Here is a 15875-nt window from a genome sequence, read left to right on the forward strand (position 1 = left end):
TGTGTAATCAACAATGTTGATTTGATTAGGTTGTTTATAAACAAGTGTTTATATTAAAATAATATATAGCATTCTTTATAAGAAAATTTATGGGCAGTATAATCGTCAATTGTTCATTTGACATCGAATAAAAAGCTTATCGTTAAAATAATAAAAATGCACACCCATATTTAGCTGATAAACTAATCAAACTATGTATGTAAAAATTACAATATAAATTAAATAATATTAACTCAAATAATATTGTTATTTATTCCTATAACGTAACTTTACAATATAGCTCTTACCCTTATTTGTTATAATATTTTTGAAATTTTATTTATTTAGGAGAAGTTGCGTTTAATAGTTCAGTTAAATTCGCCGATGCTTCATCTGCTGTAATTTGGGAAGAAATATTTGTTATTACAGATTTTTCTGTTTCTTTTTTGTTACTGAAATGACGATGATGTACGCGCTCCTGATGATAAGAGTAGCCAGTTCCAGCAGGGATCAATCTACCAACAATGACGTTCTCTTTAAGACCACGTAGTTCATCTCGCTTTCCAGCCACAGATGATTCTGTCAATACGCGTGTTGTTTCTTGAAAAGATGCTGCAGAAATAAATGATTCTGTTGCTAATGAAGCTTTAGTGATGCCTAATAAATTACGTATAAAGCTGATCTTTACTTTTCCTTCATTTTCTAATTTTCGATTAGCAATTTTAATACGTGAGTATTCTACCTGTTCACCTACTAAAAAATCAGAACTGCCTGATCGAATCACAGTGGCTTTACGCAACATTTGACGCACAATAACTTCTATATGTTTATCGTTGATTTTTACCCCTTGTAATCGATAAACATCTTGCACTTCATTTACAATGTAACGAGTTACAGCGTGAACTCCACGTAATCTCAGAATATCGTGTGGAGATTCCGGTCCATCAGAAATGATATCTCCACGATCTACGTATTCACCTTCAAAAACATTAAGATGACGCCATTTGGGAATCATTTCTTCATATACATCACCGTCTTCAATAGGAGATATCATTAAACGACGTTTTCCTTTAGTTTCTTTTCCAAAAGAAATGGTCCCGCTAATTTCTGCTAAAATTGCCGATTCTTTTGGACGACGTGCTTCAAAGAGGTCAGCAACACGCGGTAGGCCTCCGGTAATATCTTTAGTACCACTACTTTCATGTGGTAATCTTGCTAATATATCTCCACAAATAATTCTGGATCCATCAACTAATTGAACTACACTTCTACCAGGCAGAAAATATTGAACAGGCACATCTGTGCCTGGGATAAAGATATCGTAACCATTAATATCTACTATTTTTAATGTAGGTCTTAAATCTTTAGCGCTACTCACACGTTCAGAGGTATCTAATACTACAATAGAGGTTAATCCCGTTAATTCATCCGTTTGTTTAACAATACTCTGGCCATCTATCAAATCAATAAATTGGATAAATCCACTTACTTCAGCAATCACTGGCATAGTATGTGGATCCCAATAAGCTACTATTTCTCCATGTATGACTTTTTCTTCATTTTTTTTAGTTATTACAGCTCCATACGGTACTTTATAGCTTTCTTTGGTACGAGAAAATTGATCAATAATTTTAAGTTCGGTGTTACGTGAGATGACTACTAATTTTCCTTCTCCATTTATTACGGATTTGATGTTTTTTAAACGGACAGTACCCGTGTTTTTAATTTGAATTCTCGATTCTAAAGCAGATCGGGAGGCGGCCCCCCCAATATGAAAGGTCCGCATAGTTAATTGAGTGCCTGGCTCACCGATAGATTGAGCAGCAATGACGCCAATTGCTTCTCCTTTATTTACAATTTGACCTCGAGCTAAATCTCGACCATAACATTTTGAACAAACGCCAAAATCAGTATCACAAGTCACAACAGATCGCACTTTGACAGTATCAATAGAATGTTCATCTAAAACATCACACCAATACTCGTCTAATAAAGTATTGCGTACAATCAGTACTTTACCATCTGTATCCGCATTGGATTCTAGAATGTCTTCTGCTAAAACTCGACCCAATACACGCTCTCGTAGCGGTTCTTTTACATCTCCTCCTTCAATAACAGGACTCATTACAATGCCAGAAAATGTATCACAATCGTCTTGAGTGATTACTAAATCTTGAGCAACATCTACTAAACGACGAGTTAAATAACCAGAATTAGCTGTTTTTAAAGCAGTATCAGCTAATCCTTTACGTGCTCCATGTGTAGAAATAAAATACTGTAATACATTTAATCCTTCTCGAAAATTTGCAGTGATAGGTGTTTCAATAATTGATCCATCCGGCTTTGCCATTAAACCACGCATTCCGGCAAGTTGACGAATTTGTGCCGCTGATCCGCGAGCCCCAGAATCTGCCATCATAAAAATATTATTAAATGAAGCTTGATTTTCTAGTTGTCCATTACGATTCATCACAGTCTCAGTAGCTAAATTATCCATCATTGCTTGCGCAACACGTTCATTAGCTGCAGCCCAAATATCAATAACCTTGTTATAACGTTCTCCTGCTGTCACTAATCCAGTTTGAAATTGTTCTTGTATTTCTATCACTTCAGATTCCGCTTCATCGATTATATCCGCTTTTTTCGAAGGAATCATCATGTCATCAATACCAACAGAAGCTCCAGAACGAGCAGCATATGCAAACCCAGTATACATAATTTGATCAGCTAAGATTACAGTAGCTTTCATGCCTAGCAAACGATAACAATTATTTAACATTGTGGATATAGCTTTCTTGCCTAACACTTGATTGACCAATATAAATGGTAATCCTTTAGGAACAATCATCCACAATATAGAGCGTCCTATTGTACTATTGACAAGATTTGTTTTTTTTGACCATTCTCCGTTTTTATCATATTCATATTCGGTAATACGTATCTTAATACGAGCATGTAGATCAGCTAAGCCTAAACGATAAAGACATTCTGCTTCTTTTGAGCCAGTTAATACCATTCCTTCACCTTTAGCATTTGAACGTTCACGAGTCATATAATACAAACCTAATACTACGTCCTGTGATGGAACAATAATAGGTTCTCCATTAGCAGGAGATAAAATATTATTAGTAGACATCATTAAAGCTCTAGCTTCTAATTGAGCTTCTAGTGTTAATGGAACGTGTACTGCCATTTGATCACCGTCAAAATCCGCATTATAGGCAGCACAGACTAATGGATGTAATTGAATAGCTTTTCCTTCTATTAATACTGGTTCAAAAGCTTGAATTCCTAACCTATGTAATGTAGGGGCACGATTTAACATTACTGGATGCTCTCGAATTACGTTATCGAGAATATCCCATACTACAGCTTCTTCTCGATCCACCATTTTTTTAGCCGCTTTAATAGTACTAGCAAAACCTTGCAATTCTAATTTTCCATAAATAAATGGCTTAAATAATTCTAAAGCCATTTTTTTTGGTAATCCACATTGATGTAATTTTAAGTAGGGTCCAACAGTGATTACTGAGCGACCAGAATAATCAACACGTTTCCCTAAAAGATTCTGACGAAATCTACCTTGTTTACCTTTAATCATGTCAGCTAAAGATTTCAAAGGACGTTTGTTAGAACCAGTAATGGCACGTCCTCTACGTCCGTTATCTAGCAATGCATCTACTGCTTCTTGTAACATTCTTTTTTCATTACGTACTATGATTTCTGGAGCAGCTAAATCTAATAATCGTTTTAATCTATTGTTTCTATTAATAACACGACGGTATAAATCATTTAAATCAGAAGTAGCAAAACGTCCTCCGTCTAATGGAACTAATGGTCTTAAATCAGGAGGTAGTACTGGCAACACATTTAAAACCATCCATTCAGGTTTATTTTCAGAATATATAAATGCTTCAATTAATTTGATACGTTTCGTTATTTTTTTTCGTTTAGTTTCAGAATGACTATCTTCTAATATTTCTCGTAAGTATTCGCATTCATTTTTTAAATTTGTATTTCTCAATAAAATTTGAATGGCTTCAGCCCCCATTTTAGCTTCAAATTCATCTCCAAACTCTTCTAATGCATCTAAATATTCCTCTTCAGTTAAGACCTGACGACATTCGAGACTAGTCATGCCGCTTTCAACTACTACATAGGATTCGAAATATAGAACGCGTTCTATATCACGTAATGGCATATCTAATAACAAGCCAATACGCGAGGGTAATGATTTTAGAAACCAAATATGAGCAGTAGGAGAAGCCAATTCGATATGTCCCATGCGTTCACGTCGTACTTTGCTTTGTGTTACTTCTACTCCACATTTTTCACAAACTACCCCGCGATGTTTTAGACGCTTATATTTTCCGCATAAGCATTCATAATCTTTAATAGGCCCAAAAATGCGTGCACAAAATAAACCATCTCGTTCAGGTTTAAAAGTACGGTAATTAATAGTCTCTGGTTTTTTTACTTCGCCAAAAGACCAGGATCTAATCATATCTGGAGAAGCAAGTGCAATTTTGATTGCATTAAATTCTTCTATTTGAGTATGTTGTATCTTAAAAAATCTAAGTAAATCTTTCACAGATGAGCCTTTATTAAAGTTATACCTTTGAACACATAAGTACTATATGCTTTATAAAATATGTTTATATAGAGATTAATTAAAAATATTAATCTTCTAGTTCAATATTAATTGCTAAAGAACGAATTTCTTTTAATAAAACATTAAAAGACTCAGGCATTCCCGGTTCCATCATATGATTGCCATCAACAATATTTTTATACATTTTAGTACGTCCATTTACATCATCTGATTTTACAGTTAACATTTCTTGTAAAGTATATGATGCTCCATAAGCTTCTAATGCCCAAACTTCCATTTCTCCAAAACGTTGACCTCCAAACTGAGCTTTCCCACCCAGTGGTTGTTGGGTTACTAAACTATAAGAACCAGTAGAACGTGCATGCATTTTATCGTCTACCAAATGATTTAGTTTTAACATGTACATATAGCCCACAGTAACTTGTCTCTCGAATGCTTCTCCTGTGCACCCATCAAATAATGTAATCTGACCAGAACTAGGTAATCCAGATAATTTTAAAAGATCTTTAATTTCTTTTTCTGTAGCCCCATCGAATACTGGAGTAGCAATCGGCATGCCTTTTTTTAAATTTTTAGCTAATTTTAATATTTCTATATCTGAAAATGAATTAAGATTGATGTGTTGACGCGATCCTTCTCCTAAATTATACGCTTGCTGCATAAATCTTCTTAATTGATTTGCTTCTTTATGTTGTTGCAACATAAAGTTTATTTTATCTCCGATACCTTTTGCCGCCATACCAAGATGTGTTTCTAAAATTTGACCAATATTCATTCGAGATGGTACTCCAAGAGGATTGAGTACGATATCTACCGGTATTCCATGTTGATCATATGGCATATCTTCAATGGGGTTAATTTTAGAGATTACTCCTTTATTTCCATGTCTTCCTGCCATTTTGTCGCCAGGTTGTATCTGACGTTTTACAGCTAAATATACTTTAACTATTTTTAAAATACCGGGAGCTAATTCATCTCCTTGAGTGATTTTACGATGTTGAATTTCTAATTTTTTTTCAAACATGCGTTTTAAATCAAAATATTGTTTAGTTAATTGAGATAATTGATATTGTTTTTCTGGATCTGATAACACCAGATCTAACCAAGCATTGCGGCTAGTTTCAAACAATTTCTTTTTATCAATTCCACTGGTCATTAATACATCGCAGACACGATCAAATAAAGCTGATTCAAAAATTTGTAATTCTTCACTTAAATTTTTCTTAACCTGTTTTAATTTCTCGGATTCAATTATTAATGAACGTTTATCTTTATTAATACCATCTCTAGTAAATATTTGTACATCAATTACAGTACCACAAACCCCGTTGGGAACACGTAAAGATGAATCTTTTACATCGGATGCTTTTTCACCAAAAATAGCACGCAATAATTTCTCTTCTGGTGTTAATTGAGTTTCTCCTTTGGGTGTAACTTTCCCGACAAGGATATCTCCTCCTATTACTTCTGCGCCAATATAGATAATTCCAGATTCATCTAATTTAGATAAAGCTGTCTCTCCTACATTTGGAATATCAGCCGTAATTTCTTCAGGTCCTAATTTAGTATCACGAGATACACAAGTTAACTCTTGAATATGTATACTTGTAAATTTATCTTCTTGCACTACACGTTCCGAGACCAACATCGAATCTTCAAAATTATATCCATTCCAAGGCATAAATGCAATTCGCATATTTTGACCTAAAGCTAATTCTCCTAAATCAGTAGATGGACCATCTGCTATAACATCTCCATGTTCTACTAGTTCTCCTAAAGACACGCAAGGACGTTGATTAATGCAAGTATTTTGGTTAGATCGAATATATTTTGTTAATTGATAGATATCAATTCCTGATTCTTCAGTATGCGTTTCATTCTTGTTAACATGTATTACAATACGTGATGCATCTACATATTTAATGACGCCGCCGCGTTTAGCTACTACGGCAACACCAGAATCTATAGCTACTGCGCGTTCCATTCCAGTTCCTACTAATGGTTTTTCACTACATAAAACAGGAACGGCTTGGCGTTGCATGTTTGCGCCCATAAGAGCACGATTAGCATCATCGTGCTCAAGAAAAGGGATTAATGAAGCAGCAACTGAAACTATTTGTTGTGTAGATACATCCATGTAATCAACTTGGTCTTTTTTAAAAAGACCAGATTCACCTTTATTTCTGCAAGTTACCAGATCGTCAATAAATTCACCTATTGAATTTAAGTTTGTATTTGCTTGAGCAATAACGAAATCACCTTCTTCAATTGCAGATAAGTAATGAATGTCATTACTAACAATGCCATTTTGGACTTTTCGGTATGGAGTTTCTAAAAATCCATACTTATTAGCTCGAGCATATACAGATAATGAATTAATTAAACCTATATTTGGCCCTTCTGGAGTTTCGATTGGGCAGACTCTACCATAATGTGTAGGATGGACATCACGTACTTCAAATCCCGCACGTTCTCGAGTTAGACCTCCCGGTCCTAAAGCAGATATGCGACGTTTATGAGTAATTTCTGATAATGGATTATTTTGATCCATAAACTGAGATAATTGGCTAGAAGTAAAAAATTCTCTTACTGCAGCTGAAATTGGTTTAGCATTAATCAGGTCTTGAGGAGTTAACACATCTAAATCACCTAAAGATAAGCGTTCTTTTACCGCGCGTTCTACTCTAACTAATCCAATTCTAAATTGATTTTCTGCCATTTCACCTACAGAACGAATACGTCGATTTCCCAAATGATCGATATCATCTACTTCTCCTTTACCGTTTCTAATATCAATCAATTTTTTTATTACATCAACAATATCATCCTTTTTTAATGTTCCTAAATCTTCTATTTGTACTCGTTGTAATGACCGATTGAATTTCATTCTTCCTACAGAAGACAAGTCATAACGTTCTTCTGAAAAAAATAAATTTTCAAATAAATATTCGGCAGCTTCTTTAGTAGGGGGTTCCCCTGGACGCATTACACGATAAATTTCTACTAATGCGTCAAATTTATTTGTAGTTGCATCAATACGCAAAGTTTCAGAGATGTAATTACCGTAATCTAAATCATTACTGAATAATGTTTCTATGGATTCATATCCTGATCGAATTAAGTTATGCAATATGTCAGAAGATATTTCTGTATTAGCTGTAACAATAGGTATATTCGTATTCTTATCGAAATAGTCTTTTATAACAACTTTACCAATTATATAATCCATGGGTACTTCAATTTTTGAAATTTTATCCTTTTTTAATTGACGAATGTGTTTAGCTGCAATACGACGTCCTTTTTTTACATATATAACACCATTAACAGCAATATCAAAAGATGCTGTTTCACCGCGTAATCTTTCAGGGATTAAATGCATATATAATGTATTATTCTGAATTTCGTATATTACTTTGTTAAAGAATATATTTAAAATTTGATCGGTAGTATAATTTAAAGCACGCAATATTACTGTTACTGGTAACTTACGTCGTCGATCAATTCGAACAAATAAATTATCTTTTAAATCGAATTCAAAATCTAACCAAGATCCACGATATGGAATAATACGTGCATTATATAATACTTTTCCGGATGAATGTGTTTTGCCTTTATCGCTATCAAAAAACACACCGGGACTTCTATGTAATTGAGATACAATAACCCGTTCAATACCATTGATAATAAAAGTACCGTTATTAGTCATGAGAGGAATTTCACCCATATATACTTCTTGTTCTTTGGTATTTTTTATTATGTTATTTAATCCCTCTCGTTCATAAATAATTAAACATAGGCGTACACGTAACGGCGCAGAAAAGGTAGCACCACGTGTCTGACATTCTTTCACATCAAACGTTGGTTCTCCTAATTGATATTTGATGTATTGTAATTCAGCGTTGCCATTATAGCTTTTAATTGGAAAAACAGATCTAAAAGCTGCTTCTAGTCCACATGGTTCCTCTGGATCTTGTTTAATAAATTTTTGAAAAGAATCAATCTGAATAGAAAGAAGATATGGAATATCCAAAACCTGAGGGCGTTTTCCAAAATCTTTACGAATACGTTTCTTTTCAGTATAAGAATACACCATAAAGTCCCTCGATAGTTAATATGGGCGATTGTTTTTTCAAAGAAATAAGTTAGCTGCTATATAATATAGTTATACATTTCTATATCTATTTTAGATTTAGACACATACAGTATTTATGTGCTTTTATTTTTTAAATGCATATAGAATTTAGAAGTACCATAATTCTATTACTTGTTAAATATTCAATATCACTTCCATACAAATGGTATAAAATCCTACAGACAACGAATCAATAATAAATTGTTTGATTTATCTTTATTTAATTTCGACAGATGCGCCTACTGTTTCTAGAGTTTTTTTTAAGGTTTCAGCGTCATCTTTGTTTATTGATTCTTTCAAAATGACAGGAGCAGATTCCACTAATTCTTTAGCTTCTTTTAACCCTAAACCAGTGATACTGCGCACAGTTTTAATGACAGGAATTTTGTTATTACCAACAGCAGTTAAAAAAACATTAAATTCAGTTTGCTCTTCTACGATTGCCTCTGATGTATCAGGTTCAACAGTAGTCAGTGAAGCAGTGGAGACCCCAAATTTTTCTTCCATCATAGAAGTTAACCGAACTATATCCATAACAGACATATTAGAAATAGCATCTAAAATTTGTTCTTTTGTAAGAGACATAAAAATTCCCAAAAATATAAAATATTAAAAAATATTACATAATCAAATTACTATTTATTCAAAATAAATACAACATTTTTACTAAACTATAATTTATTTTTTTGATTAGATAATATATGTAAAATGTGTATTAAACTTCCTATGCTACTTGTTTTCATAATTGTTATTAATCTAAAAATAGCTTCTTTATGATTAGGTAAATCAGACAAGAGATTTATTTTAGACGCAGGAATAAATTTTCCTTCAAAAACTGCACCTTTTATTTTAAAAGGTTCATGATTTTTAGTAAATTTTACAAAAATTCGCGCGGAATCACGGGGTTGGTTCATAGAAAATGCAACAATATTTTGTCCTGTTAAAATTTCTCGTAAACACGCTAAAGGTGTGTTTACGATTACTTTTCGCATGAGTGTATTACGAATGACATGTATGCTTACACCAATATCACGTGCTTCCTTTCTCAATTTGGTTACTTCATTAACAGCAATACTGTCTAAAGTTGCTACTACAACAGATACAGCTCTCGTAGCTGTTTCATGAATTTTGCAGATAATCGCTTCTTTTTTTTGAAGGTTTAATGCCATTAATAACACCGCGCTATAGCCCAATATATATTGATACACGAATGCACCAATCATAAACTTCTATGCATGATCATAAACTAATTTATTCATGTTAAATATAAAAAACTTCAATTAATTTTAATCGCCTGTATTCATATTAGACAGACAACAAACATAAATTAATTTAAATTTGTTATAGTTAATAACTGCATTCATGTATATGAATGCAGTTATTATTGTTATTTTACTCAAAAATCACAAATTTATCTCAATATGCAATTTATATAAATACAAGGAACACACCACTCCAAGAAGATTCTAGATCAATTTGAAGATCATGTAAAGAATCTTATTAATAAAAATAATCAATATTAATTAATTACAACACATAAACTATTTCGATCAACAGATATAGATCTACCCATAGTAGTGGAAATAGTTACTTTTTTAATGTATGTTCCTTTATATAGAATCGGTTTAGCTTGTTTTAAAGATACTATTAACGCTTCTAAATTTTCTTTAAGTTGTATAAGATCAAAATTAATTTTTCCAATAGTAGAATGAATAATACCACTCTTATCATTTTTATAACGTATTTGCCCTGATTTAACATTTTTCACTGATTCTGCTATATCATGAGATACAGTACCCATTTTAAGATTAGGCATTAATCCTCTTGGCCCCAAAATAGGACCTAATTTACTTACTACATTCATAACATCAGGGGATGCAATCACTACATCTGGTCGATAATTCTTATTTTTTATTTGATCATATAAATCTTCTAATCCAACCAAATCAGCTCCCGCATTTTTAGCTAACACTATATTGTCACCTTGAGTAAAAACAGCAACATGAATATCACGACCAATACCATGTGGTAGAATCACATTATTACGTATATTTTGATCGGATTTACGCGCATCAATACCTAAATTAATAGCGGTATCAACACTTTCAACAAATTTAGCGCTTGCCATTTTTTTTAATAATTCTAATCCATCTAATACGTGATACTGTATAGATGTATCTGCACAATCTCGCATCATACGCATTCTTTTGCTTAATTTACCCGTCATATCAATTATCTTCCACTTTAAGTCCTATAGAACGAGCTGTACCTATAATAGAACGTGATATTGATTCTATATTAGCTCCTGTCATATCAACAGCTTTAATTTTTGCGATCTCATAAATTTGAGCGCTCGATATTTTACCAACATTTATTATATTTGGTTTTTCAGATCCAGATTGAATATTTGCTGCTTTTTTCAATAATATTGAAGCAGGAGGAGTTTTAGTAATAAATGAAAAAGAACGATCACTATAAACAGTGATGACAACCGGGATGGGTAATCCTGTTTCAAGTTGGGCGGTATTTTCATTAAATGCTTTACAAAATTCTATGATATTAACACCCTGTTGTCCCAAAGCAGGTCCAATGGGAGGACTGGGATTAGCAGCTCCAGCAGAAATTTGAAGTTTAATATACGCTTTTATTTTTTTTATTACCATATTCATTGTCCTAGCTAATAATATTTCTGGTATTTATTTTGATTGGTTCACGCTAACAATAACTACAAAATAATGATTACCTTTTTCCGTACCAGTTAAATATATATTTTTATATATTAATTTTACATTAAGATTTTTCAACTTGTGAAAAATCTAATTCTACCGGAGTGGCTCGCCCAAAAATAGAAACTGATACCTTTAGACGATTTTTTTCATAATCTACTTCTTCTACTACAGCATTAAAGTCAGAAAAAGGCCCATCACTGACTCGAATAAGCTCACCAGGTTCAAATAATGTTTTAGGACGAGGTTTATCACCTATTTGTTGCAACCGATGCATAATATCATTAATCTCTTTATCCCCAATAGGAGCAGGTTTATCGCATGTTCCTCCAACAAAACCCATAACACGCGGAACACTTTTTACTAAATGCCAACTAGAATCATTCATTATCATCTGCACCAATACATAACCAGGAAAAAATTTACGCTCGCTTTTTCTGCGTTGTCCAGATCGCATTTCGACTACTTCTTCTGTTGGGACCATGATTTCACCGAACATCGTATCCATATTGTGCAGTTTAATATGCTCACGCAAAGAATGAGCTACACGATTTTCAAATCCAGAAAATGCTTGAATAACATACCAACGTTTCTTTGATGTGACAGTCATATTACAACCTTAGCCCAAATGATATCACATGAACTAAAATAGTATCTAATCCCCATAATAATAACGACATAATTATTGTTACTCCTGTCACGATTAAAGTAGTGTTGAGTCCATCTTGATAAGTAGGCCACACTACTTTTCGACACTCAGTACGTGATTCGTTTCCAAATATAATTATTAGTTTTCCTATTTTAGTAGTTGACGCAATGTACATAGCAGTAGCCACAATAATGAGAATTACCATACTTCTCGCTAAAACGCTATAATTGCAACATAAATAATTTCCAACAATAGATGTTGCGATCAATCCTATAATGCTAATCCATTTAATTATTTCTAATACATACATTTTTTTTTTACTTTCATTCTTTACATACCTATCATATGATTAAAAAATTATATCTATTGATTTATGTGATTAGGATATAATTTTAGATACAATACCAGCGCCTATAGTACGACCCCCCTCTCTAATAGCAAATCTAAGACCGTCATCCATAGCTATTGGGGCAATTAAATGAACGATCATTCTAATATTATCGCCAGGCATCACCATATCTGCTCCTTCTGGTAATTCAATGGTGCCAGTGATATCTGTAGTGCGAAAATAAAATTGAGGACGATACCCTTTGAAAAAAGGAGTATGCCTTCCTCCTTCATCTTTATTTAAAATGTACACTTCTGATTCAAAATGAGAATGTGGCTTGATATACCCAGGTTTCGATAATACTTGACCGCGCTCTACTTCATCTCGTTTAGTGCCACGTAATAAAACACCAACATTTTCTCCAGCACGTCCTTCGTCTAATAATTTTCTAAACATTTCTACTCCGGTACATGTGGTTTTTATTGTATCTTTTATACCAACAATTTCTATTTCTTCTCCTACTCTGATAACACCACGTTCAATACGACCTGTTACAACCGTACCTCGTCCAGAAATAGAAAATACATCTTCAATGGGTAGTAAAAATGGTTGATCTACAACACGTTTAGGCTCTGGGATATAATTATCCAGTACATCCGATAATTCTAAAATTTTATTAGACCATATTTCATCATTTTCTAATGCTTTTAAAGCAGATCCTCGAATGATTGGCGTATTATCTCCTGGAAAATCGTATTGAGATAGTAATTCTCGCATTTCCATTTCAACCAATTCTAATAATTCTTCATCATTTACCATGTCGCATTTATTCATGAATACAATGATGTGAGGTACTCCTACTTGTCTAGCTAATAAAATATGTTCACGGGTTTGCGGCATCGGCCCATCAGTAGCGGCTACTACTAAAATTGCACCATCCATTTGCGCAGCTCCAGTTATCATGTTTTTTATATAATCGGCATGTCCAGGACAGTCGACATGCGCATAATGCCGATATGCAGTATCGTATTCAACATGAGAAGTATTTATAGTAATTCCTCGTGCTTTTTCTTCTGGAGCATTGTCAATTTGATCAAAAGCACGTGCGTAACCACCATATTTTTTGGATAAAACAGTGGTTATAGCGGCAGTTAAAGTAGTTTTTCCGTGATCTACATGGCCAATAGTACCTACATTAATATGTGGCTTTATACGTTTAAATTTTTCTTTGGACACCTTTAAACTCCTTAGGTCTTTTTATGGTTTTTCAAAAATAATTGAACCTAAATATTACCTATTATTGCTTAATTTGACGAGAATTTATGATAATTTGCGCTATACTATTAGGTACTTCGTTATATTTTAAAAACTCCATAGAATAAGAAGCGCGTCCTTGAGTTTGTGAACGTAAACCAGTAGCATAACCAAACATTTCAGATAAAGGAACTTGAGCACAAATTATCTTTCCACTAATTGTAGAATTTTCTAATCCACTGATTATGCCTCTTCGACGATTTAAATCTGCAATAACATCTCCCATATAATCTTCAGGTGTTTCAATTTCTACATTCATAATAGGTTCTAATAATACAGGATGAGCTTTCATGAATCCTTCTTTAAATGCTATAGATCCTGCTATTTTAAATGCTATTTCTGAAGAATCAACCTCGTGATAAGAACCATCAAAAATAGTTACACAAACATCTACAATTGGATATCCAGCAAGAATACCATTACTTATTTGTTCCCGTACACCTTTATCTACAGCAGGTATATATTCCTTGGGTACAGCTCCTCCTACAATTTCATTTAAAAATTTATAACCTTCTTCACGTGCAGGCATAGGTTCAATGCGTAACCAAACGTGTCCAAATTGACCTCGGCCCCCTGATTGACGAATAAATTTACCCTCTTGTTTTACGCTAGTACGAATAGTTTCGCGATAAGCAACTTGAGGTTTACCTACATTAGCTTCAACATTGAATTCTCTTCTCATACGTTCTACAAGAATTTCTAAATGCAATTCACCCATTCCAGCAATGATAGTTTGTCCAGAGTCTTTATCAATCCATACACGAAATGATGGATCTTCTTGAGCTAGACGATTTAAAGCAAAACCCATTTTTTCTTGATCTGATTTAGTTTTAGCTTCAACCATCACAGAAATCACGGGTTCTGGAAATTCCATACGTTCTAATATAATTGGGGAAGATGGGGCGCATAAAGTATCTCCAGTATCAACATCTTTTAAACCAATAGCTGCAGCAATATCACCCGCATGAACAGATTTTATTTCTTCTCGTTTATTTGCATGCATTTGCACTATTCGACCGAATCGCTCACGTTTTTCTTTTATAGGATTTAAAACGCTATCTCCGGAGCTTACGACGCCTGAATAAACTCGAAAAAAAGTTAAGTTTCCTACAAATGGATCAGTAGCTATTTTAAATGCTAACGCTGAAAACGGCTCATTGTCGTTAGCATGACGATTAACTCGCGTAGATCCATCTTTCAGCACACCTGTGATGGATGTCACGTCACTTGGAGATGGTAAATACTCCACAACAGCATCTAACATCGCTTGTACCCCTTTATTTTTAAAAGCAGATCCGCACGTTACCAATACTATTTCATTACTTAATACTCTTTGACGTAACGCTTGTTTAATTTCTTGTTCTGTCAACTGATCACTATTAGATAAATATTTGTCCATTAATTCTTCAGATGCCTCAACAGCAGACTCTATTAAATGCTTGCGCCAAATACCTGATAAATCTGTTAAATTGTCAGGTATTTCACTATAACTAAAAGTAACGCCTTGATCTAATTCGTTCCAGTGAATAGCTTTCATTTTGATCAAATCAATAATTCCGGTAAATTTATCTTCTGAGCCTACAGCTAATTGAATAGGTACAGGATTAGCAAATAATCTAGTTTTTAACTGTTCTACAACTCGTAGATAATCTGCGCCTACTCGATCCATTTTATTTATAAATGCAATACGTGGTACTTTATACTTATTTGCTTGGCGCCATACTGTCTCAGATTGAGGTTGCACGCCTCCTACAGCACAATAGACCATTACTACCCCGTCAAGTATGCGCATAGAGCGTTCTACTTCAATAGTGAAATCTACATGCCCAGGAGTATCTATAATATTAATACGGTGTGAATCAAATTGATTGGCCATTCCTGACCAAAAACAGGTAGTAGCTGCAGAAGTAATTGTGATTCCCCGTTCTTGTTCTTGCTCCATCCAATCCATAGTTGCAGAACCAGTATGAACTTCTCCAATTTTATGATTTACACCTGTATAAAACAAAATTCGTTCAGTGGTAGTAGTTTTTCCAGCGTCAATATGTGCGCTTATACCAATGTTACGGTACCGTACGATCGGTGTTACACGAGTCATTAATATCCTCAATAATATTTTTATAATTTAACGAAAA

At 33.6% G+C, this 15875-nt stretch carries 9 protein-coding genes and 1 pseudogene; all 10 read right to left on the reverse strand.

The annotated features are described in order from the left end of the window. Positions 1-319: 319 nt before the first annotated feature. On the reverse strand, positions 320-4570 hold the full coding sequence (rpoC, locus tag BCHRO640_RS02855) for a DNA-directed RNA polymerase subunit beta' (RefSeq protein WP_015344795.1): 4251 nt from the start codon (positions 4568-4570) through the stop codon (positions 320-322). Between the two features lie 88 nt (positions 4571-4658). Continuing rightward, the gene (gene rpoB, locus BCHRO640_RS02860) at positions 4659-8684 is read right to left on the reverse strand and encodes a DNA-directed RNA polymerase subunit beta (RefSeq protein WP_015344796.1); all 4026 of its coding nucleotides are present in this window, start codon (positions 8682-8684) and stop codon (positions 4659-4661) included. A gap of 255 nt (positions 8685-8939) precedes the next feature. Next, positions 8940-9308: a 50S ribosomal protein L7/L12 gene (gene rplL / locus BCHRO640_RS02865; protein ID WP_015344797.1), complete on the reverse strand. Its 369-nt coding sequence runs from the start codon at positions 9306-9308 to the stop codon at positions 8940-8942. A gap of 86 nt (positions 9309-9394) precedes the next feature. After that, positions 9395-9946, reverse strand: coding sequence for a 50S ribosomal protein L10 (gene rplJ / locus BCHRO640_RS02870; protein ID WP_236608097.1), 552 nt, complete (start codon positions 9944-9946; stop codon positions 9395-9397). Positions 9947-10242: 296 nt separating this feature from the next. After that, entirely contained in the window at positions 10243-10950 is a 708-nt protein-coding gene (gene rplA, locus BCHRO640_RS02875) for a 50S ribosomal protein L1 (protein WP_015344799.1), read from the reverse strand. 1 nt (position 10951) lies between these two features. Then, entirely contained in the window at positions 10952-11386 is a 435-nt protein-coding gene (gene rplK / locus BCHRO640_RS02880; RefSeq protein ID WP_015344800.1) for a 50S ribosomal protein L11, read from the reverse strand. Positions 11387-11513: 127 nt separating this feature from the next. Next, a complete protein-coding gene (gene nusG / locus BCHRO640_RS02885; protein ID WP_015344801.1) occupies positions 11514-12059 on the reverse strand; it encodes a transcription termination/antitermination protein NusG in 546 nt (181 codons plus the stop codon). A gap of 1 nt (position 12060) precedes the next feature. Beyond that, a pseudogene (gene secE / locus BCHRO640_RS02890) lies at positions 12061-12414 on the reverse strand (preprotein translocase subunit SecE); the annotation flags it as partial. Positions 12415-12477: 63 nt separating this feature from the next. Then, positions 12478-13662, reverse strand: a complete 1185-nt coding sequence (tuf, locus tag BCHRO640_RS02895; RefSeq protein ID WP_015344803.1) for an elongation factor Tu — start codon at positions 13660-13662, stop codon at positions 12478-12480. Between the two features lie 61 nt (positions 13663-13723). Beyond that, complete coding sequence (gene fusA, locus BCHRO640_RS02900) at positions 13724-15838, reverse strand: elongation factor G (RefSeq protein ID WP_015344804.1); 2115 nt, start codon at positions 15836-15838, stop codon at positions 13724-13726. Positions 15839-15875 lie beyond the last annotated feature (37 nt).

It is taken from the genome of Candidatus Blochmanniella chromaiodes str. 640, assembly GCF_000331065.1.
In the GTDB taxonomy this organism is placed as follows: Bacteria; Pseudomonadota; Gammaproteobacteria; order Enterobacterales; family Enterobacteriaceae; genus Blochmanniella; species Blochmanniella pennsylvanica.